Source organism: Brachybacterium zhongshanense (genome assembly GCF_055385755.1).
In genome coordinates this window covers 1940375-1965493 of the sequence record NZ_AP043790.1, presented here as the reverse complement: position 1 = coordinate 1965493, position 25119 = coordinate 1940375, and the positions used below count along the sequence as shown (strand labels likewise).

General features: G+C 69.4%; 19 protein-coding genes and 1 pseudogene. 14 read left to right on the top strand and 6 right to left on the bottom strand.

Translation table 11 applies throughout. The features are described 5' to 3' along the window. The first annotated feature begins 27 nt into the window (after positions 1-27). Complete coding sequence (locus ACZ5AJ_RS08820) at positions 28-1290, top strand: acyl-CoA dehydrogenase family protein (RefSeq protein WP_464132957.1); 1263 nt, start codon at positions 28-30, stop codon at positions 1288-1290. 142 nt (positions 1291-1432) lie between these two features. Here the strand turns inward: ACZ5AJ_RS08820 and ACZ5AJ_RS08815 are convergent, their stop codons facing one another. The 4 genes from ACZ5AJ_RS08815 to pgi form a co-directional block, all read right to left on the bottom strand. Continuing rightward, positions 1433-2461, bottom strand: coding sequence for an ATP-dependent 6-phosphofructokinase (locus ACZ5AJ_RS08815; RefSeq protein WP_464132955.1), 1029 nt, complete (start codon positions 2459-2461; stop codon positions 1433-1435). 182 nt (positions 2462-2643) lie between these two features. After that, entirely contained in the window at positions 2644-4257 is a 1614-nt protein-coding gene (locus ACZ5AJ_RS08810; protein ID WP_464132952.1) for a flotillin family protein, read from the bottom strand. Positions 4258-4457: 200 nt separating this feature from the next. After that, positions 4458-5801: a nucleobase:cation symporter-2 family protein gene (locus tag ACZ5AJ_RS08805; RefSeq protein ID WP_464132949.1), complete on the bottom strand. Its 1344-nt coding sequence runs from the start codon at positions 5799-5801 to the stop codon at positions 4458-4460. A 302-nt stretch (positions 5802-6103) separates the two neighbouring features. Then, complete coding sequence (gene pgi, locus ACZ5AJ_RS08800) at positions 6104-7807, bottom strand: glucose-6-phosphate isomerase (RefSeq protein ID WP_464132944.1); 1704 nt, start codon at positions 7805-7807, stop codon at positions 6104-6106. 155 nt (positions 7808-7962) lie between these two features. Between pgi and ACZ5AJ_RS08795 the strand changes: the two genes are divergently transcribed. The 7 genes from ACZ5AJ_RS08795 to ACZ5AJ_RS08765 all read left to right on the top strand — a co-directional run bounded on the left by ACZ5AJ_RS08795 (position 7963) and on the right by ACZ5AJ_RS08765 (position 16822). After that, the gene (locus ACZ5AJ_RS08795; protein ID WP_464132940.1) at positions 7963-9597 is read left to right on the top strand and encodes a peptide ABC transporter substrate-binding protein; all 1635 of its coding nucleotides are present in this window, start codon (positions 7963-7965) and stop codon (positions 9595-9597) included. 82 nt (positions 9598-9679) lie between these two features. Continuing rightward, positions 9680-10609, top strand: a complete 930-nt coding sequence (locus tag ACZ5AJ_RS08790) for an ABC transporter permease (RefSeq protein WP_464132937.1) — start codon at positions 9680-9682, stop codon at positions 10607-10609. Then, the gene (locus ACZ5AJ_RS08785) at positions 10599-11561 is read left to right on the top strand and encodes an ABC transporter permease (protein WP_464132935.1); all 963 of its coding nucleotides are present in this window, start codon (positions 10599-10601) and stop codon (positions 11559-11561) included. The genes ACZ5AJ_RS08790 and ACZ5AJ_RS08785 overlap by 11 nt, the downstream gene beginning before the upstream one ends. Beyond that, entirely contained in the window at positions 11558-13372 is a 1815-nt protein-coding gene (locus ACZ5AJ_RS08780) for an ABC transporter ATP-binding protein (RefSeq protein ID WP_464132932.1), read from the top strand. Before ACZ5AJ_RS08785 ends, ACZ5AJ_RS08780 begins: the two co-directional genes overlap by 4 nt. A 144-nt stretch (positions 13373-13516) precedes the next feature. Then, positions 13517-15436 carry a translational GTPase TypA gene (typA, locus tag ACZ5AJ_RS08775; protein WP_464132930.1) on the top strand — a complete coding sequence of 640 codons (1920 nt, stop codon included), beginning with the start codon at positions 13517-13519 and terminating at the stop codon, positions 15434-15436. A 167-nt stretch (positions 15437-15603) separates the two neighbouring features. Then, positions 15604-16122, top strand: a complete 519-nt coding sequence (locus ACZ5AJ_RS08770) for a hypothetical protein (RefSeq protein WP_464132926.1) — start codon at positions 15604-15606, stop codon at positions 16120-16122. 58 nt (positions 16123-16180) lie between these two features. Then, positions 16181-16822: a CDP-alcohol phosphatidyltransferase family protein gene (locus ACZ5AJ_RS08765; RefSeq protein ID WP_464132923.1), complete on the top strand. Its 642-nt coding sequence runs from the start codon at positions 16181-16183 to the stop codon at positions 16820-16822. On the opposite strand, the gene ACZ5AJ_RS08760 is transcribed toward ACZ5AJ_RS08765, so the two are convergent. Continuing rightward, positions 16803-17171: a putative acetyltransferase gene (locus ACZ5AJ_RS08760; RefSeq protein WP_464138727.1), complete on the bottom strand. Its 369-nt coding sequence runs from the start codon at positions 17169-17171 to the stop codon at positions 16803-16805. The two genes, ACZ5AJ_RS08765 and ACZ5AJ_RS08760, sit on opposite strands and share 20 nt — an antisense overlap. A 242-nt stretch (positions 17172-17413) precedes the next feature. Between ACZ5AJ_RS08760 and fdxA the strand changes: the two genes are divergently transcribed. From fdxA to pflA, 6 genes and pseudogenes are all read left to right on the top strand, one after another. Beyond that, positions 17414-17734 carry a ferredoxin gene (fdxA, locus tag ACZ5AJ_RS08755; protein WP_464132919.1) on the top strand — a complete coding sequence of 107 codons (321 nt, stop codon included), beginning with the start codon at positions 17414-17416 and terminating at the stop codon, positions 17732-17734. Between the two features lie 5 nt (positions 17735-17739). After that, positions 17740-18909, top strand: a complete 1170-nt coding sequence (gene dapC, locus ACZ5AJ_RS08750) for a succinyldiaminopimelate transaminase (protein WP_464132916.1) — start codon at positions 17740-17742, stop codon at positions 18907-18909. A 28-nt stretch (positions 18910-18937) separates the two neighbouring features. Continuing rightward, positions 18938-20335 (top strand): citrate synthase, encoded by a 1398-nt coding sequence (locus ACZ5AJ_RS08745; protein ID WP_464132912.1) that lies wholly within the window; start codon positions 18938-18940, stop codon positions 20333-20335. A 317-nt stretch (positions 20336-20652) separates the two neighbouring features. Next, on the top strand, positions 20653-22833 hold the full coding sequence (locus ACZ5AJ_RS08740) for a pyruvate formate lyase family protein (protein WP_464132907.1): 2181 nt from the start codon (positions 20653-20655) through the stop codon (positions 22831-22833). Between the two features lie 162 nt (positions 22834-22995). Continuing rightward, positions 22996-23178: pseudogene (locus ACZ5AJ_RS08735) on the top strand (glycine radical domain-containing protein); the annotation flags it as partial. 112 nt (positions 23179-23290) lie between these two features. After that, the gene (gene pflA / locus ACZ5AJ_RS08730; protein WP_464138726.1) at positions 23291-24076 is read left to right on the top strand and encodes a pyruvate formate-lyase-activating protein; all 786 of its coding nucleotides are present in this window, start codon (positions 23291-23293) and stop codon (positions 24074-24076) included. Between the two features lie 86 nt (positions 24077-24162). On the opposite strand, the gene ACZ5AJ_RS08725 is transcribed toward pflA, so the two are convergent. Further along, positions 24163-25104 (bottom strand): hypothetical protein, encoded by a 942-nt coding sequence (locus ACZ5AJ_RS08725; RefSeq protein WP_464132903.1) that lies wholly within the window; start codon positions 25102-25104, stop codon positions 24163-24165. Between the last annotated feature and the right edge of the window lie 15 nt (positions 25105-25119).

The following is a 25119-nucleotide window of genomic DNA, read 5'->3' as shown; positions in this document are numbered from 1 at the left end:
GCAGGGGAGCGCGCCTAGTCTGTCATCATGCGTTCTGCCGACCCCGCCGACCCTGCCGACCCTGCTGACGCCCCTGGCCTCGGGCCGAGCTCCCTCCTGCCCGAGGACGTCCTGCCCGACGCCCTGCTCGCCGACCTGCGCGAGCGCGCCGTCGTCCACGACCGCGAGAACACGTTCCCCGACCAGGATCTCGCTGACCTTCGCGCAGCCGGCTATCTTCGCCTGCTCGTTCCCGTCGAGCTCGGCGGATCAGGCGCGAGCCTGCTCCAGGTCGGCCGCATCCAGCGGCGACTCGCCTCTGCCGCGCCCGCCACGGCGCTCGCGATGAACATGCACCTCGTGGTCACCGGTGCGGCGCTGCACGCCTCCCGCGTCGGAGCGGACTCCGGTCGGGCGATCCTCGAGGAGGCCGCCGCGGATCGCCTGCTCGCCTTCGGGATCTCCGAGGCGGGCAATGACTCGATGCTCTTCGACTCCTCCACCGTCGCGGACCCGGACGACGCCGGCGGCTATCGCGTGACCGGAACGAAGATCTTCACCTCCCTGGCCCCGGTGTGGGATCGCCTGGTCGTCCACGGACGCATCGCCGAGGCCACCGAGGCCGATCCGCGGCTGGTCTTCGGTCTCCTCGAGCGCGACGACGCCGTCGAGGTCCTCGACGACTGGGACACCCATGGCATGCGTGCCAGCCAGTCGCGCACCACCCGGCTGCATGGCGCCCGCATCGCCCCCGAGCGCGTGCTGACCACGACGCCCGTCGGCCCGAATCCGGACCCCTTCGTCATGGGGATCTTCGGAGTGTTCGAGCTGCTGATCGCCTCCGTGTACACCGGCATCGCCGAGCGTGCCATCGCCGTCGGCGTCGAGACCGCCCGCACCCGCCGCAGCCTCTCGAAGGGCATCGTGCATGCTGACGACCCGGACATCAGGTGGCGTCTGGCCGATGCGGCGATCGGGGTCGACGGTGCGATCCTGCAGATCGAGAAGCTGCTGGCTGACCTCGATGCGTTCGGGACCGGGGACAGCTCCCCGGGGACCGTCGACCACGGCGGACGCTGGTTCCTGCACTTCTCGGGGGTGAAATCGCGCGCGACCGAGACGGCGATCGCGGCGGTCGATCAGGTGCTGCGTGCGAGCGGCGGCGCGCAGTACTACCGACGCAGCGAGCTCGAGCGGCTCTCGCGGGACGTTCGCGCCGGCATGTACCACCCGAGTGACCTCGAGTCGGTTCACGCGTCCTACGCCAAGGCGCTCCTCGGCGAGATCGGAGGCAGTGCCCAGTCGCTGTAGCTCCTGGCCGCCACAGCTCCTGGGCGCTGCGGCTTCCAGTCGCTGCGGCTCCCGGAGACGCATGGCCCGCGCTCCGTGGCTCACCGGTGCCCTGAGCGGGGCTGCGGAATGCACGCCGCCGACGCCGGAGCCCGTCGGGCGATCAGCCGAACAGGAAGGTCATCTCGTCCCAGCGGGCGCGCGGAACGCGCTTGAGGCTGTCGATCGCGTCGGTCAGGGGGACATCGAGGATCTCGGTGCCGCGCAGGGCGACCATGCGTCCGAAGCCTCCGTCGTGCACGAGGTCCACGGCCTTGGTCCCGAGGCGGGTCGCGAGCACGCGGTCGTAGCCGGTGGGCTCGCCGCCGCGCTGGATGTGGCCGAGCACGGTGGCGCGCGCCTCGATCCCCAGGCGCTTCTCGATGAGCGGTGCGAGCACCTCGGCGATGCCGCCGAAGCGGGGCCGACCGAACTCGTCGAGGTCGTAGTCCATGAAGCCCTCGGGCGCGTCCTTCGGGACGAAGCCCTCCGCGACGACCACCAGCGGCGCGCGCCCGCGGTCGAAGGCGGACTGCACGTGGTCGCAGATCTCGTCGATCGTCAGCGGGAACTCCGGCAGGCAGATGACGTGTGCGCCGGCGGCCATGCCGGAGTGCAGCGCGATCCAGCCGACCGAGCGGCCCATGACCTCGGCGACCATGCAGCGATGGTGGGAGTCCCCGGTGACCCGCAGACGGTCCAGCGCCTGCGTGGCGATCTCCACGGCCGTGTTGAAGCCGAAGGTGTAGTCCGTGGCATCGAGGTCGTTGTCGACCGTCTTCGGGACGCCGACGACGGGGATCCCCGCCTGGAAGAGGCGGTTCGCGGTGAAGAGCGTGCCGTCGCCGCCGATCGCGATGATCCCGTCGATCTCGTTCTCGTCCATGTGCCGGCGGACGATCTCCGCGCCGTCCTCCCCGTCGGCGAAGGGATTCGAGCGAGAGGTCCCCAGGATGGTGCCGCCCACGCGTCCGATGCCGCGCACCCGGCGGCGCGGCAGGGTCATGAAGTCGTTGTCTATGACGCCCCGCCAGCCGTCGCGGTAGCCGATGAACTCGTCCTCGAAGAACTTGTCCCCCTTGAGGACCGCGCCGCGGATGACAGCGTTCAGGCCCGGGCAGTCCCCGCCGGAGGTCAGGATCCCGATCTTCATGGGCAGCTCTCTCTTCCATCGCTGGTCATGGGTGTCACGGAGCACTCTACGGTCTCGTGCCCTCGCTCCGCATCGCAGGACGTCCCGGGGAGAACCCGGTCGGCATGGGAGCGCCCCGGCCCTCCGGGAGGAGGGCCGGGGCGCGGGTGATCGAGCGTCCGGAGGACGGACCGGAGAGCGGGTCAGTCCTCGGAGCCGTCGGCGTCGGCCGACGGGGCAGGAGCATCGGACGAGGCGGTGGAGGAGGCCTTCGCTGCCGATGCCGGCACCGACGGTGCAGGCGCCGACGTCCCGACGGCGCCACCGGACTCGGCCTCGGCACGGACCTCGCGACCGCCGCTCGCGGCACGCTCGAGCGTCTCCTGGAAGTCCACGCCGGTGGTCGAGCGGACCATGTCGAGCACCTGGGCCAGGCCCACCGAGATGGACTGACCGATCTTCGCCTCGCCGTCGGTGGAGAACACCGAGAGGTTCTCGATGTTCGAGTACGGGGAGGCGAGCTCGCCGGCCACCTGCGGCAGCACCTCGAGCACCTGGTTGAGGACCGCGGCGTCGTTGAACTGCTTGTACGCCTCGGCGCGGGCACGGGTGGCCTCGGCCTCGGCCTCGCCCTTCGCACGGATGGACGTGGCCTCCGCCTCGCCCTTCGCGCGCAGAGCATCAGCATCGGCCTGGCCCTCGAGGCGCACAGCCTCGGCATCCTTCGAGCGGCGCTGCAGGTCGACCTCGGCCTCGGCGCGACCGCGAGCCTCGATCGCATGGGCCTCGGCGTCGGCCGTGACCTTGCGGGACTCGGCACGGTTGCGCTCGTCGGTCAGTGCGGCCTCGGACTCGGCGATGCGAGCGTACTTCTTGGAGTCCGCGTCCTGCTGCTCGGCATAGCGCTTGGCCTCGGCCGGCTTGTGGACCTCGGCGATGAGCTGCTTCTCGCGCAGGTCGTTGTTGCGGACCGCGATGAGCTCCTCCTGCTCGATGATCTTCTGCTGCTGCGCGGCGCGGGCGAGGGGACCGGCGGCGTCGGCGATGGCCTGCCGGGCGTCGGTCTCCTCCTTGATCTCGGCGTTGCGGAGGTCGAAGGCCTGCTTGGACTCCGCCTCCTGCTGGAGGTTGAGGTTCTTGGCCTGAGTGGCCTCGCGGTTCGCGTCGGACTCGGCGATCGCGGCGCGCTTGGCGACCAGCGCGGCCTCCGGGCGGCCCCAGTCGCGCAGGTACGAGCCGTCGTCCTCGATCGCGGAGATCTGGAAGGTGTCGATGACCAGACCCTGGTTGTTCATCGAGTGCTCGGCCTCCGCCTGCACCTGGGCGGCGAAGGAGGCGCGGTCGCGGATGATCTGCTCGACCGTCAGGGTGCCGACCACGGCGCGCAGGGTGCCCGAGAGGATCTCCTGCGTGTAGTGGTCGATCTGCTTCTGCTGGTCGAGGAAGCGCTGGGACGCCTTGCGGACGTCATCGACGTTGCCGCCGACCTTCACCTGTGCGACGCCGCGCAGACGCAGGAAGATGCCGTTCATCGAGTAGCCCTCGACCTCGACCGGGATCTGGCGCGAGCTCAGGCTCAGCACGAAGGCTCGGTCGAAGACGGGCCGCACGATCGCGCGGCCGCCGATGACCACGCGCGCGCTGCCGGACTCGAGGTCGATGTCCCCGTTCGCGTTCGTGCGGGCGTTGCGGCCCGTGATGATCAGTGCCTCGTTCGGTGCGGCGATGCGGTAGCTGCGCAGGACGATGAACAGCAGCAGCAGGAGGACGACGAGCACTGCCGCAGCGCCGACGACGATGGATATCAATGCGTCCATGGGTTCCCCTCAGTTCGAATGGAGCATGCGCTGAGCATTCTCCCAGATCGGGCTCCTGGAGGCACGGCCCCTCCACACCTCGGAGGAAGGCGGGGAGGAGCGGTTCCGGAGAAGCAATCCCGGAGGGGTGGTCCCAGAGGGGCGGTTCCATCGGCGCCGCACGGGCTGCACGGCCCGCGCCCCTCAGCCGTGCAGACTCCTCAGAGGATGTCGCGGGCCAGGGGCTGCATGCCCTTGTGCCCCTTCAGGAGGAGGTTCAGCAGGACGGCGCTGAACGCCGCGGCGCTCACGCCGGAGCTGAGCACCATCGACACCAGCGACGGCAGCGAGTCGTACAGGGCCGGCACCGCGAGAGGCATCACCGCCAGTGCGAGGGAGACCGCCACGATGATCGTGTCATGGCTCGCGTCGCGCTCGTCGTCGCGGGCGCCCTCGGAGATCGTGCGGACGCCCGCGGCGGCCACCGAGCCGAACAGGACGATGCCGGCGCCGCCGAGCACGGGGGAGGGGACGGCGGCGACCACGCGACCGAGCACAGGCACGAGTCCCAGCAGCACGAGGATCGCACCGCCGGCGGCGACCGTGTATCGCGAGCGCACGCGGCTGACCGAGATCAGACCGATGTTCTGGCTGAACGCCGTCGCCGGGAAGGAGTTGAGCAGCGGCGCGACGGCGGAGGCGATCATGTCGGCGCGCAGGCCGTTGGAGAGCCGCCGCGGCGGCAGATCGGTGCCGACGACCTTCGTGACCGCGAACAGGTTCGCGGTGGTCTCCATGAGCGTCACCACGATCACGACCACCATCGGGATGATCGCCGCCAGCTCGAAGGTCGGCATGCCGAAGGCGAAGGGAGTGGGGAGGGCGATGACGGACCCGCCCAGCACATCCGAGAAGTCGGCGACGCCGACGAATGCTGCGACGACCGTGCCGATGACGATGCCGAGCATGATCGCCACTCCCGACAGCCGACGGATGCGGGAGAGCACGAGGACGGCCAGCAGCGTGATCGCTGCCAGACCGAGGTTCAGCGCCCCGCCGTAGCCCTCCGTGCCCTCGATGCCCATGATCCAGCCGGCGGCGACCGGCAGCAGCGAGATGCCCATGGCGGCGATGACGGTCCCCGTGACGACCGGCGGGAACAGCGGTTGGAGCCTGGTGACCAGGGGGACCAGCAGCAGACCGACGATCGAGGCGACGATGACGGAGCCGAAGACGGCGGGCATGCCGCCGCCGTCGGAGATGATCACCAGCATCGTGGAGACGGCGCCGAAGGTGGTGCCCTGGACGAGAGGGAGCTTCGCACCGAACCCGGGGACGCCGAGGGACTGCAGCATCGTCGCCAGCCCCGAGACGAACAGCGCGGCGGCGACCAGCACTCCCGTCTCCGTGCTGGACAGACCGGCCGCACTGCCGATGATCAGGGGGATCGCCACGACGCCCCCGTACATGGACAGCACATGCTGGGCGCCGAAGAGCAGCGCGCGGGGCAGGGGGAGGCGCTCGTCCTCCGGTCGGGTCGACGGAGCGGCGACGGTCGAGGTCACGAGGCGGCTCCTCTGCATTCCTGGGGCGGGACGGCGAGAGCCCGTCGCGGGGACGGGCTCTCGCCGATCCTAGGTGCGCAGGAGCGCCCCGTCGTCGGGCCGACGGTCCGGTGCGACCGTACGGCGGATCGCCGTCGGCCCTCGGATCCCTCCCGTCCCAGCTCGCACGGGGGCCGGGTCCCTGCTGGTCCCCGGCCCCCGTGATGCGATCGTCACCCGGTGGTCCGCACTGCGGACTCGTGATGTCCGCAGTGCGGGACCGGCGCCGGTGCGTGCACCGTGCGCTCAGGGCAGGTGTGCGCTCAGCGCTGTCGGTGGGTGCGGTAGTAGCGGATCAGCGCCGAGGTCGAGGAGTCCTCGTCCGCGATCGCCGCCTCGTCGCCTGCGACGGCACCTGCGAGATCCTTCGCCAGCTGCTTGCCGAGCTCGACGCCCCACTGGTCGAAGGAGTTGATGCCCCACACGGTGCCCTGGACGAAGGTGATGTGCTCGTACAGCGCGATCAGCTGCCCGAGGACCGACGGCGTCAGCCGGGGAGCCATGATCGAGGTGGTCGGACGGTCACCGGAGAATTCGCGGGCCGCGACCAGCGCACCCTCCGTGCCCTCCGCACGCACCTCCTCGGCGGTCTTGCCGAAGGCGAGGGCCTTGGTCTGCGCGAAGAAGTTCGCGAGGAACAGCTCGTGGACGTCCTGCTCGCCGTCGACCAGCGGACGCTCCGGCGTCGCGAAGGCGATGAAATCCGCCGGGATGATCCGGGTCCCCTGGTGGATCAGCTGGTAGAAGGCGTGCTGGCCGTTGGTGCCGGGCTCGCCCCAGAACACCTCGCCGGTCTCGGTCACGACCGTCGACCCGTCCCAGCGCACGGACTTGCCGTTGGACTCCATGGTCAGCTGCTGCAGATAGGCGGGGAAGCGGTGCAGATACTGGGAGTAGGGGAGGACAGCATGGGTCTCCGCCTCCAGGAAGTTCACGTTCCACACGTTCAGCAGACCCATGAGCAGCGGCACGTTCTTCTCGGCCGGGGCGGTGCGGAAGTGCTCGTCCATCGCGTGGAAGCCAGCCAGCAGCTCCTCGAAGACATCCGGTCCGAGCACGGTGGCGAGCACGGTGCCGATCGCGGAGTCCACCGAATAGCGCCCTCCCACCCAGCTCCAGAACCCGAAGGCGTTCGCGGGGTCGATGCCGAACTCGGCGACCTTGTCGAGCGCGGTGGAGACGGCCACGAAGTGCTTGGCGACGGCCTCCTTCTCCTGGTCGGCCGAGAGGCCCTTCGCGCGCAGTCCGGTCAGCAGCCACTCGCGCACGAGCCGGGCGTTGGTGATGGTCTCGAGGGTCGTGAAGGTCTTCGAGGCGACGATGACCAGCGTGGTCTCGGGGTCGAGGTCCTTGGTGGTCTCGTAGGCGTCGGTCGGGTCGATGTTGGAGATGAAGCGCGCTTGGAGGCCGTCCTGGGCGAGCGGCGCGAGCGCCTCGTAGATCATCACAGGGCCGAGGTCGGATCCGCCGATGCCGATGTTGACGACGGTCTCGATGCGCCTGCCGGTCACGCCGGTCCATTCGCCCGAGCGGACGGAGGCGGCGAAGGCTGAGATGCGGTCGAGCACCTCGTGCACGTCGTGGTCGATGTCCTGGCCGTCGACGACGAGCGCAGGGGAGGCTCCTGCGGGACGGCGCAGCGCGGTGTGGAGGACGGCGCGGTCCTCGGTGGTGTTGATGTGGGCGCCGGCGAACATCGCGTCGCGCCGCTCCTCGACGCCGACCTCGCGAGCCAGCTGGAGCAGGAGCTCGAGGGTCCGGTCGTTGATGAGGTTCTTGGAGAGGTCGACGAACAGGTCCGCGGCCTCGAAGGAGAGCTTCTGCGCGCGCTGAGGATCGGCGGCGAACCACTCGCGCAGGGATCCGGTCAGCTCGTCGTCGTGCTCCTCGAGGGCCTGCCAGGAGGCGGTCCCGGTCGGGTCGATCGGAGTGGCGGACTGTGTCACATCATGCAGTGAGGAGGTCATGCGGACATTCAACACCCGGTGAGGGAAGGCCGCACCCGCCGATGGACTCATGTCAGTAAGCGGACACGGCTTGACAGAGTAATCTGGCCCGGGCTGCACGTACATCCCACACCCCGTACGGCGCTCGACGCAGAGCCGAACACAGGAGATCCCTCATGGCACTTTCTCGACGATCCATGCTGATCGGCACCGCCGCCACCGGTGCCGCCGCCACCCTCGCAGCCTGCAGCGGCGGAGGCTCGGGGAGCGACGGCGGCGGTTCGGCGAACGCGGTGCTCGCCAACAGCACCGAGCCCCAGAACCCGCTGATCCCGACGAACACCAACGAGGTCGGTGGCGGCCGCGTCATCGATCTGCTGTTCTCCGGCCTCGTGCGCTACACGGCGGACGGCGAGGTCGAGATGGAGATGGCCGAGTCCATCGAGTCCGAGGACAACCAGACCTGGACCGTCACCATCAAGGCTGATCAGAAGTACTCCGACGGCACCGTGGTGACCGCGCAGGACTTCGTGGACGCCTGGAACTACGGCGCCAACACGGCGAATGCTCAGCTCGCGCAGTCCTTCTTCGACGTGATCGAGGGCTTCGACGCCGTCTCCGCCGGTGACGCGACCGCGGACATCACCCTCTCGGGCCTCGAGGTCACCAGCGACACCGTCTTCACCGTCACGCTGACCTCGCCCCAGGTCGACTTCCCGAGCCGCCTGGGCTACTCGGCCTACAAGCCGCTGCCGCAGAGCGCCTACGACGACATGGACGCCTTCGGCGAGTCCCCGGTGGGCAACGGCCCGTACATGCTCGATCACTGGACCCATGAGTCGGAGATCGCCCTGGTCCCCAATCCCGAGTACGACGGGCCCCGCGCCGCGGCGAACGAAGGTGTCACCTTCATCATGTACGCCAAGGACGAGACTCTCTACAACGATCTGATCTCGGACAACGTCGACGTCGCCGACCAGATCGCGACCTCGGCCCTGTCGACCTTCCAGGACGAGCTGGGGGACCGCGCGGTGAACCAGCCGGGCGCCGTCTTCCAGTCCTTCACCATCGCACAGAACGACCCGAACTTCTCGGGCGAGGCCGGCAAGCTCCGCCGCGCCGCGATCTCGCGGGCGATCGACCGCGAGTCGATCTGCTCCACGCTGTTCTACGACACCCGCACCCCGGCCACCGACTTCGTCGCGCCGACGATCGTCGGCGGCGGCGCCACCGACATCCCGGGCGCCGAGGTGCTCCAGTACGACGAGGCCGAGGCGAAGAGCCTGTGGGAGCAGGCCGAGGCTATCCAGGCCTTCGACGGCGAGTTCACGCTCTCGTACAACGCCGACGGCCCGCACCAGGACTGGGTCGAGGCCGTGTGCAACTCGATCAAGAACACCCTCGGCATCGAGGCGACCCCGCAGGCGTTCCCCGCCTTCGCGGACTTCCGCGAGCAGATCACCAACCGCGAGCTCGCGGGCGCCTTCCGCTCGGGCTGGCAGGCGGACTACCCGTCGATGTACAACTTCCTGGCGCCGCTGTACTCCTCCGCCGCGGCGGACGGCAACGGCTCCAACGACGGCGACTACAAGAACGAGGAGTTCGACGCCCTGATCGCCGAGGGCCTCGCCGCCGCCGACGAGGACGCCTCGATCGAGAAGTACAAGGCCGCCCAGGCCATCCTCATGGAGGACCTCCCGGCGATCCCGCTCTGGTACCAGAACGGCTTCGGCGGCTACTCGACGCTCGTCGGCGACGTCGAGTTCGGCTGGGACTCGGTCCCGCTGTACTTCGAGATCACCAAGGCCTGATCCGGCCTCCGGCGGGAGGCGGCGTGCTGCGCCGCCTCCCGCCGGTCCTTGTCCTCTCCCACCACTACCGAAGGTGACCGACGTGATCTGGTACATCGGGCGGCGCGTGCTGCAGATGATCCCCGTCTTCCTCGGCGCGACCCTGATCGTGTATCTGATGGCCTTCGCCACCTCCGGCGACCCCATCGCGACGATCGCGGGCGAGAAGCCGCTGTCCCCAGCCGTGGAGCAGGCGCTCCGCGAGCAGTACAACCTCGACAAGCCTGTCCTCGTGCAGTGGCTCATCTACCTGGGCAACCTGTTCCAGGGCGATTTCGGCATCGGCTTCAGCGGCCGCCCGATCATCGACGACATCGCCGCGGCCTTCCCGGTGACTCTGCGCCTGGCGATCATCGCCGTGGTCATCGAGACGATCTTCGGCGTCGTCGCCGGCGTCATCTCGGGGCTCCGGAAGGGCACGATCATCGACACCAGCCTGCTGCTGGTCTCTCTGCTCGTGATCGCGGTGCCGACCTTCGTGATCGGCTTCGTCGCGCAGTTCGTGCTCGGCGTGAAGCTCGGGGTGATGCCGGTGAACGTCGGCCGCGACCCCTCCTGGCAGAACCTGCTGGTCCCCGGCATCGTGCTGGGCGCGGTCTCCTTCGCCTACGTGCTGCGGCTGACCCGCACCTCGATCGCCGAGACCGCGACCGCCGACCACGTGCGCACCGCGACCGCCAAGGGCCTCTCGCGCGGCGGCGTCGTCACCAAGCACATCCTGCGCAACTCGCTGATCCCGGTGGTCACCTTCATCGGCGCCGACCTCGGCGCGCTCATGGGCGGCGCGATCGTCACCGAGCAGATCTTCAACATCAACGGGATCGGCTCGCTGCTGTTCGGCGCCATCAACGACCGCGAGGCGCCGCTGATCGTCTCCGTGGTGACCCTGCTCTTGATCGTCTTCCTGATCACGAACCTGGTCGTCGACCTCCTCTACGCCGTGCTCGACCCGAGGATCCGCTATGCGAAGTGAACCCCGCGCCACCCCGACCGCGCGCCCGCGCGACGAGCACTTCGTCGCCCCGCTCGACGAGACGCCCCTGCAGGAGGTCGACGCCCTCGACACCACGCAGGCCCCGCGCTCGATGTACGCCGAGGCCGCGCACTCCCTGATCCGCAACCCCGTCTTCATCGTCTCGGGCCTGCTGATCCTCGCCGTCCTGTTCGTCGCCGCCTTCCCGGGCCTGTTCACCGACCAGGACCCGTCCTACGGCAGCATGGACCAGGCGAACCAGCCGCCGAGCTCCGAGCATCCCTTCGGCACCACCCGCCAGGGCTACGACGTGCTCGCCCGCACCCTCTACGGGACCCGCACCTCGGTGACCGTCGGCTTCTTCACGATGATCCTCGCGACGCTCATCGGCGGCGCCGTCGGCGCGATCGCCGGCTACGTCGGCGGCGTCTTCGACGCGATCCTCTCGCGCGTCACCGACATCTTCTTCGCGATCCCGCTGATCCTCGGCGCCATCGTCATCGGCAACCGCTTCGACGGCATGAACGTCTGGGTGCTCGTGCTCGTGCTGGCCGTGTTCGGCTGGACGAACATCGCCCGCATCATGCGTGGCGCGGTGATGTCCGTGAAGAACCAGGACTTCGTCACCGCCTCGACCGCGCTCGGCGCCGGCGGGGTCGCGAACCTCGTCAAGCACGTGGTGCCCAACGCGATCGCCCCGGTGATCGTCACCGCCACCGTGAACCTCGGCGTCTACATCGTCGCCGAGGCGACGCTGACGTTCCTCGGCGTCGGCCTCCCGGCGTCGACCATCTCCTGGGGCGGCGACATCTCCAGCGCGCAGAGCGCGCTGCGCACGCAGCCCATGATGCTGTTCTACCCCTCGATGGCGCTCGCGATCACCGTGCTGAGCTTCATCATGCTCGGCGACGCCGTGCGCGACGCGCTCGACCCGAAGGCGAGGAAGCGATGACCACCACCGCGAGCAGCGAGCCGCTGCTGGAGATCTCGGACCTCGAGATCACCTTCTCCACGAGCGCCGGTCCCGTCCGCGCGGTGCGCGGCGCGAGCCTGACCGTCTACCCCGGCGAGACCGTCGCGATCGTGGGAGAGTCGGGGTCCGGCAAGTCCACGACGGCCATGAGCATCGCGCGCCTCCTGCCCAAGAACGGCAGCGTCACCGGGGGCAGCATCCGCTTCGGGGGCCGTAACATCACCGACGTCCCCGAGCGCGAGATCCGCGCGCTCCGGGGCAGCGAGGTGGGCCTGGTCCCGCAGGACCCGATGAGCAACCTCAACCCCATGTGGCGCGTCGGCTCCCAGATCAAGGAGGCGCTCGCCGCCAACGGCGTCGCCAAGGGCTCTGCCGCCTCCGCGCGCACCGTCGAGCTCCTCGAGGAGGCGGGCCTGCCGGACGCCGAGAAGCGCGCCGAGCAGTTCCCGCACGAATACTCCGGCGGCATGAAGCAGCGGGCGCTGATCGCCATGGGCCTCGCCGCGCGTCCGCGGCTGCTGATCGCCGACGAGCCCACCAGCGCTCTCGACGTCACCGTCCAGCAGCAGATCCTCGACCACCTGGACACCCTCACCACCGACCTCGGCACCGCGGTGCTGCTGATCACCCACGACCTGGGTCTCGCCGCCGAGCGCGCCCAGCATCTCGTGGTGATGTACAAGGGGCAGGTCGTGGAGTCCGGGCCCGCGCTCGAGCTGCTGCAGAAGCCCCAGCACCCGTACACGAAGCGGCTCATCGCCGCCGCGCCCTCGCTGGCCTCGCGCCGTCTGGTCTCCGTGACCGAGCGCGAGCAGGTGCGCGAGCAGGCGCAGGAGATCGCCGAGGCCGAGGCCGGCTCGAGCGCGGGAGAGCAGCCGATCATCCGCGTGCAGGGGCTGACCAAGGACTTCCCGATCCGCGGAGCGGTGCCGTGGCGCACCACCCCCTTCCGCGCGGTCGACGACGTCTCCTTCGACCTCGAGCGCGGCACCACCACCGCGATCGTCGGCGAGTCCGGTTCGGGCAAGTCGACCGTCGCGCAGATGGTGCTGAAGCTGCTGCCCCCGACCGCCGGATCGGTCGAGTTCGACGGACGGGACATCACCGGCTTCGCGGGCGCCGAGCTCAAGGAGCTGCGTCGTCGCGTGCAGCCGATCTTCCAGAACCCCTACGGGACCCTGGACCCGATGTACTCGATCTTCCGGACGATCGAGGAGCCGCTGCGGCTGCATGGGATCGGGGACGCGAAGAGCCGCGAGGCGAAGGTGCGGGACCTGCTCGACAAGGTCTCGCTGCCTGCCGCGATGATGCGTCGCTATCCCAACGAGCTCTCCGGCGGCCAGCGCCAGCGCATCGCGATCGCGCGCGCCCTGGCCCTGGACCCCGAGGTGGTCATCTGCGACGAGGCGGTCTCCGCCCTCGACGTTCTGGTCCAGGCGCAGGTCCTCGAGCTGCTCAACGACCTCCAGGCCGAGCTGGGACTGTCCTATCTGTTCATCACCCACGACCTCGCGGTCGTGCGGCAGATCGCCGACCGCACCCTCGTCATGGAGAAGGGGCGCGTGGTCGAGCAGGGCACCACCGATGAGGTGTTCCACACCCCGCAGGAGGACTACACCAAGCGCCTGCTGGCAGCGATCCCCGGCGGTTCGATCCCGCTCGCGGGCTCCGAGACGATCGATGTGGACGCTCCCGAGGCTTCCGCGGAGGCGTCGGACGAGGCCGCGGAGGCGCCGTCGGGCCCTGACGGCGGAGTGATCGACCCGTTCGGCGAGGCAGGTCACGTGTGATGACGTCGTCGCCCTCGTCACCCCCTCTGGGGATGGCGGGGGCTGACGGTTAGAATCGCTCCGGCCCTGGACGGGGCCGCGCTCCTGTGCGGCCCGAGGCGCAGGACCGCACCCCTTCCTGCGACCCGAGAAGAGCTCCCGCGTATGACCCTCCGCCACCGCAACGATCTGCGAAACGTCGCCATCGTCGCCCACGTCGACCACGGCAAGACCACGCTGGTGGACGCCATGCTCACGCAGGGCGGCGCCTTCGGCGACCACGAGAAGCACGACGAGCGGGCGATGGACTCCGGCGAGCTCGAGCGCGAGAAGGGCATCACGATCCTCGCCAAGAACACGGCGATCCGCTACACCGGTCCGTCGGCCGCGGCCATCGGCGAGCCCGAGGGCATCACGATCAACGTGATCGACACGCCCGGCCACGCCGACTTCGGCGGTGAGGTCGAGCGCGGCCTGTCCATGGTCGACGGCGTCGTCCTGCTCGTGGACTCCTCCGAGGGTCCGCTCCCGCAGACCCGCTTCGTGCTGCGCAAGGCGCTCGCCGCCAAGCTGCCCGTGATCCTCGTGGTCAACAAGGTCGATCGTCCCGATGCCCGCATCGACGCCGTCGTGGGTGAGGCCACCGACCTGCTGCTGGGCCTCGCCTCCGACCTCTCCGACGAGGTCCCGGACCTCGACCTCGACGCCGTCCTGGACGTCCCGGTCGTCTACGCCTCCGGCAAGGCCGGCCGCGCCTCCCTCGAGAAGCCGGCCGACGGCGAGCTGCCCGACTCCGAGAACGTCGAGCCGCTGTTCAAGACGATCCTCGAGTCGATCCCGGCGCCGTCGTACGACGACGAGGTCCCGCTGCAGGCGCACGTGACCAACCTCGATGCCTCGCCCTTCCTCGGTCGCCTCGCGCTGCTGCGCATCAAGAACGGCGAGCTCAGCAAGGGCCAGCAGGTCGCCTGGTGCACCCAGCACGGCGAGACGAAGACGGTGAAGATCACCGAGCTGCTCGAGACCAAGGGTCTGGCCCGCGAGCCCATGACCCGTGCGGCCCGTCCGGGCGACATCGTCGCCGTGGCTGGCATCCCTGAGATCATGATCGGCGAGACGCTCGCCGATGTCGCTGATCCGCGCCCGCTGCCGCTGATCAGCGTCGACGAGCCGGCGATCTCGATGACCATCGGCATCAACACCTCCCCGCTCGCGGGCAAGAACGCCAAGGGCCACAAGCTCACCGCCCGTCAGGTCAAGGACCGTCTGGACTCCGAGCTGATCGGCAACGTGTCGCTGCGCGTCCTGCCGACGGACCGGCCCGACGCCTGGGAGGTCCAGGGCCGCGGAGAGCTGGCGCTCGCGATCCTCGTCGAGCAGATGCGCCGCGAGGGCTTCGAGCTGACCGTCGGCAAGCCGCAGGTGCTCACCCGGGAGATCGACGGGAAGACCTGCGAGCCCGTGGAGCGCATGACGGTCGACGTGCCCGAGGAGTATCTCGGAACGGTCACCCAGCTGATGGCCTCCCGCAAGGGCCGCATGGAGACCATGAGCAACCACGGCTCGGGCTGGGTGCGCATGGAGTTCACCGTCCCCTCCCGCGGGCTGATCGGCTTCCGCACCCGCTTCATGACCGAGACCCGCGGCAACGGCATCGCCTCCTCCTACGCCGACGGCTATGAGCCGTGGCTCGGTGCGATCGAGTTCCGCTCCACCGGCTCCCTGGTCGCCGATCGTCCCGGGGTCGTCACCCCCTACGCGATGATCAACCTGCAGGAGCGCGGCTCCTTCTTCGTGGAGCCGACGAGCGAGGTCTACGAGGGGCAGGTCGTCGGCGAGAACTCCCGCAACGAGGAGATGGACGTCAACATCACGAAGGAGAAGAAGCTGACGAACATGCGCGCCGCGTCGGCCGACTCCTTCGAGAACCTGATCCCGCCGCGGAAGCTCACCCTCGAGGAGTCCCTCGAGTTCGCCGCCGAGGACGAGTGCGTCGAGGTCACCCCGAGCATCGTCCGCATCCGCAAGGTCGTCCTCGACCAGCAGGAGCGCGCCAAGCTGCGCTCTCGCGCCCGCGCGAAGTGAGCCCCCGCGGGTCACAGATCCGCTGACCGGCCCCGAACGGGGTCAGCAGGACGGACGGGCGTCCCTGCGGTGCGGGAGCACCGCGGGGACGCCCGTCCGTGCTGTCCGGGCCGCCCGCCTGCTGCCTGCCCCGTACGGCGTTCGGAGAACTGGGCGACAATGTCCGGGTGACTCCGAGCCAGACACCCTCCCGACCCTCGCGCTCCGTCGAGAATGCCGCTTCGCGCGCCGGTCTCGCGCGCAGCGCGCCGACGACTGCGGATCCGACGACGACGGACCCGAGGTCGGTGCTCGGCGTTCGGCTGGGGCAGGCGGCGATGGCTGTGGTGCCCGCTGCGCTGTCGGTCGTCATCATGATCGCGGTGCATCGTCTGCACGTGGACCTGCTCGGAGTGCGGATACCGCTCGGACTGATCCTCGGGGCGTTCTATCAGATCGTGACCTGCACCTTCCTCTATGGGGTCACGGGCTCGAGGCTCCCGCTGGCGGTGCTGGGCTCCCTGTGGGGCGTGTTCGCCGTGCCGTTCCTCGGCAGCGGAGCCGGCGGGGGAGTGCTCATGCCCGGCGCCATCGGCGACCAGGTCCAGTACGCCGGCTGGATCGTTCAGCTGCTCGGCATCGGCATCCCTTTCGCTGGCGCTCTGCTGATCACGCTGGTAGCACGTCGGAGGAGTGCGAGAGGATGACCCGGAGGGCGTCGGCCGACGAGCCCTGGACGCGCAGGACGAGCCTGACGGGAGCGGAGTGACGGGACGAGACGAACCGGCGGACCGGACCGCGGATGATCGACGCAGCGAACCGACCGGTCGACCTGGCCGCAGCGGACGCCCCGGTCAGCCCGGGCGAGCTCGGCGGCACGGACGACCCGACTGGGCGACGATCCCGAACGCGGTCACCCTCCTGCGCTTCCTCCTGCTCGCGCCGGTCTGCATCCTGCTCGCCCGGGGCCCGGACGGGCTGGCTGTGGTGCTCCTGCTGGCGTGGGCCTCGACCGACTGGATCGACGGGGTCCTCGCCCGAGCACTCGGACAGACCAGCCGCACCGGGGAGATCATCGATCCGATCGCGGACCGTGTGGGCCTGGCCGGCATCGTGCTGTCGCTCGCACTCGCGGGCCTGCTCCCGTGGAGCGCTCTCGCGGTCATCGTGCTCATGGACGTGGCGATGGTCGTGCTGGCGACCTCGGCCGCTCTCGGCGGGCGGATCCACGTCTCCTGGCTCGGCAAGATCCGCACGGCCGTGCTCATGACCTCCGTCTTCCTGCTGGCTGCGGCCGCAGCCTGGTTCCCTGAGCTGCTGGGCGCCGTGCGCGCCGCTCTGTGGGCCGGGGTCGTCCTGCACGTCGTGACGGCGACCGACTACATCGTCAGGGCCCGTCGGGGCTGAGCCCGCCGTCGGGCTCGAAGGGATTGCGGGCCGGGCGGCGCTGCGGCGGGGGAGGGACCTCCTTCGCCGCTGTGACGAGCCCACGCACGACCCGCACCTCGCCGCGTCGCGTCATGACCGTGACGGTGTCCTCGTCGACCGCTCGGACGGTTCCCAGCGCATCGGTCATCGACTCCCCGTGCGGCGACCGCTCCGGATCGATCCGAAAGCGCAGGACGACGCGCCGACCGGGCACGATGAAGGGTGCCCATCCGGGACGCGGCGGAGCGGGAGGACCGGATGCGCCCGAGGAGTCGGGCGATCGGGACGGACCCGGAGGATCGGAGGGGCCGGAGGAGCCGGAGGACATGTCCACTCGCCGGAGGCTACCGCAGCGGCGCAGCGGCGCAGCGGCGCAGCGGCGCGGCGGGGCAGCGGTGCAGCGGTGCAGAGGGGCGCCGGGCGGCGGCGCAGCGGCGAGAAGGCGCGTCACGGGCCGCTCACCTGGTGTTCGACGCATCACGTCCGTGGCCGTGGATGAACTCCAGGCCCTCTCCGATGCGCGCCTGGTGCGAGAATGCTGCGGTCCCCCTCCGGAAGGAATCTGCCACCATGACCTACGTCATCGCTCTGCCCTGCGTGGACGTCAAGGATCGCGCGTGCGTGGACGAATGCCCCGTGGACTGCATCTACGAGGGCACCCGTTCGCTGTACATCCAGCCCGACGAGTGCGTCGACTGCGGTGCCTGCGAACCGGTCTGCCCCACGGAGGCGATCTTCTACGAGGACGACCTGCCGGACGAGTGGGCGGACTACTACAAGGCCAACGTCGAGTTCTTCGACGAGCTCGGTGCCCCGGGCGGTGCCGCGAAGATGGGGGTCATCGACAAGGATCACCCGCTGATCGAGGCCCTTCCCCCGCAGGGGGAGTGAGCTCCGTGGCATCCGTCGAGCCCAGCGCGTCGAGCGGACGCAGATCGCTGGCCGCACGTCTCCCGGCCTTCCCCTGGGACGCGATCGCCGGGGCCAAGCGCCGGGCCGCCTCGCACGAGGACGGCATCGTCGACCTCTCCGTCGGCACCCCGGTGGACCCGACACCGGAGTCGGTGCAGCGTGCCCTCGGCGGTGCAGCCGACTCCCACGGGTACCCGACGACCGTCGGCACCTCCGAGCTGCGCGAGAACCTCGTGGACTTCGTCCGCCGTCACCGCGCCGCGCCCGCGTCGATCGGCGTCGACTCCGTGCTGCCGACCGTCGGCTCCAAGGAGCTCGTCGCTCACCTGCCCTTCCAGCTCGGCATCGGCGCCGGGGATGCCGTCGCCTTCCCGGACATCGCCTATCCGACCTATGACATGGGAGCCCGATTCGTCGGGGCACGGAGCGTCCCGCTGGACGTCGTCGCGCTCGCCGACCGGGGCGATGAGGCCGTTCCAGCCGACGCTCTGGGGAGCATCCGTCTGCTGTGGCTGAACTCGCCGTCGAACCCGACGGGCGAGGTGCTCTCGGCAGAGCGTATGGCCCGCATCGTCTCCTGGGCACGGGAACGGGGGATCGTCATCGCCTCCGACGAGTGCTACGCCCTGCTGCCGTGGACCGTCGAGGACGTCCCCTCGGTGCTCGACCCACGGGTGAACGGAGGGGCGCTGGACGGTGTGCTGTGCGTGTACTCGCTGTCGAAGCAGTCGAACCTCGCGGGCTACCGCGCGGCCTTCGTCGCCGGCGACCCCGCCCTGGTGGGGGAGCTCACGGCCATCCGCAAGCAGGCGGGGATGATGCTCCCCGGTCCGATCCAGACGGCGATGTCCACGGCACTGGCCGACGACGCGGCTGTCGAGGCGCAGCGAGAGGTCTATCGCTCCCGCCGTGAGGTGCTCGAGCAGGCGCTGAGCCAGGCCGGGGGAGAGATCCGCGGATCGCAGGCCGGGCTCTACCTGTGGACGACGTTCGGCGAGGAGGCGATGGTCACGGTCGACCGCCTGTCCGCCGAGGGCGTCCTGGTGGCACCCGGGATGTTCTATGGTGAGGGGGGCGGCACCTTCGTCCGTGTCGCGCTGACCGCGACCGACGAGAGGATCGCCGCCGCTGCCCGACGACTCGGGAGCCTCTGACCGATCCGATCAGCACGACGGAGAGCACATGGATCACGCGACGCCGACCTCTGGACTCACCTACGGTGAGCACACCCTCGACCTCCCCACCGTCCCCGCGGTCGAGGGGAACCCCGGCATCGCCATCGGCCCTCTGCGCAAGGAGACCGGTGCGGTCACCTATGACCCCGGGTTCATGAACACCGCGAACGCGAAGTCCGCGATCACCTACATCGACGGAGACGAGGGCATCCTCCGCTATCGCGGGTACCCGATCGAGCAGCTGGCGGAGAAGTCGAGCTTCCTCGAGGTCGCCTACCTGCTGATCAACGGCGAGCTTCCCACCACGGGCCAGCTCGACACGTTCGTCTCGTCGGTGGAGCGCCGCACCCTGCTGGACGAGCGGTTCAAGCGGCTGTTCGACGGCTACCCGCGCGATGCGCACCCGATGGCTGTGCTGCAGGCGGGCGTGTCGGCCCTGTCGACCTTCTACCAGGACTCCCTCGACCCCTTCGACGAAGAGCAGGTGCGTCTGTCCTCGGTGCGGCTGCTGGCGAAGATGCCGACGATGGCGGCCTATGCCCACCGCGTCTCCCAGGGCCATGCGCTCCTCTACCCGGACAACCGTCTGTCCCTGATCGAGAACTTCCTGCGGCTGACCTTCGGCTTCCCGGTCGAGGAGTACATCGCGGATCCGGTCGTGGTGCGCGCCATGGAGCAGCTGCTGATCCTGCACGCCGATCACGAGCAGAACTGCTCGACCTCGGCGGTGCGCCTGGTGGGCTCCGCCCAGGCGAACCTGTTCACCTCGATCTCGGCCGGCATCGGAGCCCTCTCGGGCCCTGCTCACGGCGGCGCGAACGCGGCCGTCATGGAGATGCTGAACACCATCCGCGACCAGGGCCTGGATCCGCGCACCTTCATGGAGAAGGTGAAGAACAAGGAGGATGGGATCCGCCTGATGGGCTTCGGCCACCGGGTGTACAAGAACTACGATCCTCGTGCGCGCTTCGTCAAGAAGATCGCCGATGACGTCCTCGAGCGCCTGGGCGTTCACGACGAGCGCCTCGAGCTGGCCATGCAGCTCGAGGAGATCGCCCTGAAGGACGACTACTTCGTCGAGCGCAAGCTCTACCCGAACGTCGACTTCTACACCGGCATCATCTACAAGGCGATCGGGTTCCCGACGCAGATGTTCACGGTCCTGTTCGCGATCGGGCGACTCCCCGGCTGGATCGCTCAGTGGCAGGAGATGGTCCACGACCCGGAGACCAAGATCGGTCGGCCCCGTCAGATCTACACCGGCCATGCGGAGCGGCAGTACGTGGAGATGTCCGAGCGCACTGGGACCACCGAGCTGCGGCTCGAGCAGCTGGCCACCGAGCTGGAGGAGCAGCATCGCGCGCATCAGGAGCAGCTCGCCAAGGAGCATCGTCTGGACCACTGATCCGGAGCTCGACCCTCCACCCTCCGGATGCTCCGGACCTCGGACGGCTCGCCCCGCTGCAGCGGAGCGAGCCGTCCTTCATCCCTGCCTCCCCGAAGGCCCCTCTGCACGGTGCTCTCACGAAGAGAGCCGGCGCACCGGACAGCGGACTCGCAGGCGGCCTCTCGCCTGTGACGGATGCTACGGACGCCCCAGCCCGGCGGCGCTGCCCTGAGGGACCTTGTCCCCGGGGAGGTTCGTCGGCCGAGCCTACGGTGGAAGCATCTTCGGAGGGCACCGACCTGACGGACCCTCCGGCACCATCGAGGAGGCTCCCCATGACGTCCGCCACCACCGACCGTCCCGCCGCCGCCGACGGGGCCCGTCCCGCCCCTGCTGCAGAGTCCACCGCCCCGACAGCGACCGCCGCGCCAGCTGAGGATGCGCAGAGCGGAGCCTGGGAAGGATTCGTCCCCGGCCCCTGGCAGGACAGCATCGACGTGCGCGACTTCATCCAGCGCAACTACACCCCGTACGAGGGGGATGCCTCCTTCCTCGCCGGCCCCACCGAGAAGACCCTGAAGGTGTGGGACCACCTCGAGAGGAACTACCTGTCCGAGGAGCGTCGGCGCCGCGTCTACGACGTCGACACCCATACCCCGGCCGACATCGACGCCTTCGGCGCCGGCTACATCTGCCCCGAGGACGACGTCGTCGTCGGCCTGCAGACCGACGTCCCCCTCAAGCGCGCCATGATGCCCAACGGCGGCTGGCGCATGGTGGAGACGGCCATCAAGGAGGCCGGCAAGGAGCCGGACCCGGAGATCAGAGAGATCTTCACGCAGTACCGCAAGACCCATAACGACGCCGTCTTCGACATCTACACCCCGCGAATCCGCGCCGCCCGGTCCAGCCACATCATCACGGGCCTGCCGGACGCCTACGGTCGCGGTCGCATCATCGGTGACTACCGACGGCTCGCCCTGTACGGCGCGGACTTCCTCATCGCCGACAAGCAGAGGGCGAAGGACTCCGTGGCCGCACAGGGGTTCAGCGAGCATTGGGCCCGCTACCGCGAGGAGCACTCCGAGCAGATCAAGGCGCTCAAGAAGCTCGTACGCCTCGGCGACATCTACGGCCTGGACCTGCGACGCCCTGCCGCCACCGCCCAGGAGGCCGTGCAGTGGACCTACATGGCCTACCTCGCCTCGGTGAAGAGCCAGGACGGTGCGGCCATGTCCATCGGCCGCCTCTCCGGATTCCTCGACGCCTACTTCGAGCGGGATCTCGCCGCCGGCACGCTGACGGAGGAGGGCGCACAGGAGATCATCGACGCGCTGGTGCTGAAGCTGCGGATCGTCCGCTTCCTGCGCACCATCGACTACGACCAGATCTTCTCCGGCGACCCCTACTGGGCGACCTGGTCGGACGCGGGCTTCGGTGCCGACGGTCGGCCGCTGGTCACGAAGACCTCCTTCCGCCTGCTGCAGACCCTGCGCAACCTCGGCCCCGCGCCGGAGCCCAACATCACCATCTTCTGGGACCCTGAGCTGCCTGAGGGCTACAAGGAGTTCTGCTCGGCGATCTCGATCGAGACCTCCTCGATCCAGTACGAGTCGGATGAGCAGATCCGCGGACGCTGGGGCGACGACGCAGCGATCGCCTGCTGCGTCTCCCCGATGCGTGTGGGCAAGCAGATGCAGTTCTTCGGCGCTCGCGTCAATGCTGCGAAGTCGCTGCTGTACGCCATCAACGGCGGGCGCGACGAGGTCAGCGGCAAGCAAGTCACCGAGCCGGGACTGTTCTCCCCGATCGAGGGCGACGGACCGCTGGACTTCGACGAGGTCTGGGACAAGTACGAGCAGATGCTCGACTGGGTCGTCGGCACGTACGTCGAGGCGCTGAACATCATCCACTACAGCCATGACCGCTACGCCTACGAGTCCATCGAGATGGCGCTGCACGACTCCGACATCGTGCGCACCATGGGCTGCGGCATCGCGGGACTGTCGATCGTCGCGGATTCCCTGTCCGCCATCAGGTACGCGAAGGTCACGCCTGTTCGTGACGAGACCGGCCTCGTGGTCGACTACGTCACCGAGGGCGGGTTCCCGGTCTACGGCAACGACGACGACCGGGCCGACGACATCGCCGCGACGATCGTGCACACGGTGATGCAGAAGATCAAGGAGATGCCGATGTACCGGGACGCGATCCCGACCCAGTCGGTCCTCACGATCACCTCCAACGTCGTGTACGGCAAGGCGACGGGCTCCTTCCCGTCGGGGCACCGCGCAGGCACCCCCTTCGCGCCGGGAGCCAACCCGGAGAACGGGATGGACTCCCACGGCATGGTCGCCTCGATGCTGAGCGTCGGGAAGCTCGACTACAACGACGCGCTGGACGGCATCTCGCTGACCAACACGATCACCCCGCAGGGCCTCGGCCGCACGAAGGACGAGCAGGTCACCAACCTCGTGGGCATCCTCGACTCGGGCTTCATCATGGACGAGGACTGAGCCTGACGAACGGCCGGGCGCCCGCTGCGCCCGGCCCCCTCGACCCCGATCACCCCGCACGGATCACACGCACCACCAGATGAGGAGCACATCATGAGCGTCAAGACCTTCGACGAGCGCCTGGCCGACATGCGCGCCGGTCGCGCAGAGCACAACATGGAGGCGGGCCTGTTCCACGCCAACATCAACGTGCTGAACAAGGACACCCTGCTCGACGCGATGGAGAACCCGGAGAACTACCCGAACCTCACGGTCCGCGTCTCCGGCTACGCCGTCAACTTCGTCAAGCTCACCCGCGAGCAGCAGCTCGACGTCCTCGACCGCACCTTCCACCAGGGAGCGTGACCCTGCCATGACCGCGACCGCGGTGACCGATCCCGGTCCGACGACGACCGGACCCCTCGGGTCCTTCCCGTCGGAGCCCTCCGCCCGGCGCCTCGGCGCCGGCATCGAGGGCATGGCCGAGAGCGAGCTCGAGCGCGCCGACCGCCTCCGTGCGGTCCGGGCCGGAGAGATCGTTTCGGTGCACTCCTGGGAGCTGGTCACCGCGGTCGACGGCCCTGGCACCCGGCTGACGGTGTTCCTCTCGGGCTGTCCGCTGCGCTGCGTGTACTGCCACAACCCGGACACCATGGAGATGCGGCGAGGACAGGACGTCTCCCTCGAGGAGATCGTCGGCCGCATCCGCCGCTACCGACGCGTCTTCCGGGCCACCGGCGGCGGGATCACCCTCTCCGGCGGAGAGGTGCTCATGCAGCCCGCGTTCGCAGGCAACGTCCTGCGCGCCGCGAAGGAGATGGGCATCCACACCGCCATCGACACCTCCGGCTTCCTCGGTGCCGCCGCCTCCGATGCCATGCTCGACGACATCGATCTGGTGCTGCTGGACGTGAAGTCCGGCGACGAGGAGACCTATCGGCGCCTCACCGGCCGATCCCTGCAGCCGACGATCGACTTCGGCGATCGCCTCGCGCGCCGCGGCACCTCACGGGTATGGATCCGCTTCGTCGTCGTGCCCGGCTGGACCGACGACGCCGAGAACGTCGAGAACGTCGCCGACATCGTGGAGCGCTGGAAGGACGTGGTCGATCGCGTCGAGGTCCTGCCCTTCCACAACATGGGGCAGGACAAGTGGGACAGCCTCGGCATGACCTATCAGCTGCGCGACGCCCAGCCGCCCTCGAAGGAGACGGTCGAGCGGGTCCGGGAGCAGTTCCGCTCCCGTGGTCTCACGGTCTTCTGAGCATTGCCGACCGAGGTCCGACGGGGCGATCGTGGACCTGACCTGACCTGACCTGACCCTGCCCGGGAGCCTGAGCGGAGGATCTCTCAGGCGCCTCCGCTGACGAGGACGATCACCTGGCCGCCATCGTCATCGCCGTCGCCGCCCCAGGCGCTCGCCTCGTCCCCGCGGGCGGAGCGGTCCCACACCCGCCCCTGGTATCTCACCTGCACCACTCCGGCGTCGGCCGCCTGCGCGACAGCCCAGTTCGCCACCGACCATCCGAGCGTGTCGTCGCCGGAGACATCGATCGCGAGAGCCGTCGGCCCGGCCCCATCGGGGACCGACGGCACGGCATCGGCGGCTCCGACGAGGCTCGTCGTCAGCGTGCCGGAAGCGGTCAGCCGGGGGAACTGCCGCTCGAGCTCCGCACGGACCGTCTCCGGGGATGACGTCGCATCCGTCGCGTCGAGCGTGCACACGAGGTTCGCACCGGACTGACCCGTCAGCGCGGAGGCGTAGAGCCGGCCCTCGGTCTCATGGTCCCTGTAGGCCTCGGGGTACCCGGAGCGCTGGACCTGCTGCGCGACGTCGTTGATGTCGGCGCTCTCGTACCCGTCGATCGCGACGAGCGCATCGTAGAAGGCGTTGGTGGAGTAGATCGGGTCCAGGATCTCCTCCTCGCTGCCCCAGCCCTGTGAGGGACGCTGCTGGAACAGGCCCAGCGAGTCACGATCGCCGTAGTCGATGTTGATCAGCTGCGACTCCTGGTACGCCGTCGCCAGCGCGATCGACGCGGCCCGCGGGGGAAGCCCCCGGTCCACGGCGATCGCGCTGATGAGGGCGGCGTTGGCGACCCTCTCGCTGGTGTACCGGTGACTCGTCCCCAGTCCCGTGGCCGTGCAGGTGCCCGCATGGGCGGGGGAGCCGTAGCGCTGCAGCGCGAGATAGGATCCGCCGGCGATGCCCCCGAGGAGCAGGAGCATCACCAGCGGCAGGGCGATCCGGCGCGCGGCACCGCCTCCTCGACGGGAGCGCGCGGGACTCATCGGCGTCGGGGCATG

Coding starts and splice junctions, on each gene's coding strand:
- pgi (WP_464132944.1), bottom strand. CDS start 7,807: ATGACCTCCTCACTGCATGATGTGACACAGTCCGCCACTCCGATCGAC.
- ACZ5AJ_RS08725 (WP_464132903.1), bottom strand. CDS start 25,104: ATGAGTCCCGCGCGCTCCCGTCGAGGAGGCGGTGCCGCGCGCCGGATC.
- ACZ5AJ_RS08745 (WP_464132912.1), top strand. CDS start 18,938: ATGGATCACGCGACGCCGACCTCTGGACTCACCTACGGTGAGCACACC.
- ACZ5AJ_RS08760 (WP_464138727.1), bottom strand. CDS start 17,171: ATGTCCTCCGGCTCCTCCGGCCCCTCCGATCCTCCGGGTCCGTCCCGA.
- typA (WP_464132930.1), top strand. CDS start 13,517: ATGACCCTCCGCCACCGCAACGATCTGCGAAACGTCGCCATCGTCGCC.
- ACZ5AJ_RS08780 (WP_464132932.1), top strand. CDS start 11,558: ATGACCACCACCGCGAGCAGCGAGCCGCTGCTGGAGATCTCGGACCTC.
- ACZ5AJ_RS08810 (WP_464132952.1), bottom strand. CDS start 4,257: ATGGACGCATTGATATCCATCGTCGTCGGCGCTGCGGCAGTGCTCGTC.
- ACZ5AJ_RS08785 (WP_464132935.1), top strand. CDS start 10,599: ATGCGAAGTGAACCCCGCGCCACCCCGACCGCGCGCCCGCGCGACGAG.
- ACZ5AJ_RS08820 (WP_464132957.1), top strand. CDS start 28: ATGCGTTCTGCCGACCCCGCCGACCCTGCCGACCCTGCTGACGCCCCT.
- ACZ5AJ_RS08795 (WP_464132940.1), top strand. CDS start 7,963: ATGGCACTTTCTCGACGATCCATGCTGATCGGCACCGCCGCCACCGGT.
- ACZ5AJ_RS08740 (WP_464132907.1), top strand. CDS start 20,653: ATGACGTCCGCCACCACCGACCGTCCCGCCGCCGCCGACGGGGCCCGT.
- pflA (WP_464138726.1), top strand. CDS start 23,291: ATGGCCGAGAGCGAGCTCGAGCGCGCCGACCGCCTCCGTGCGGTCCGG.
- ACZ5AJ_RS08815 (WP_464132955.1), bottom strand. CDS start 2,461: ATGAAGATCGGGATCCTGACCTCCGGCGGGGACTGCCCGGGCCTGAAC.
- fdxA (WP_464132919.1), top strand. CDS start 17,414: ATGACCTACGTCATCGCTCTGCCCTGCGTGGACGTCAAGGATCGCGCG.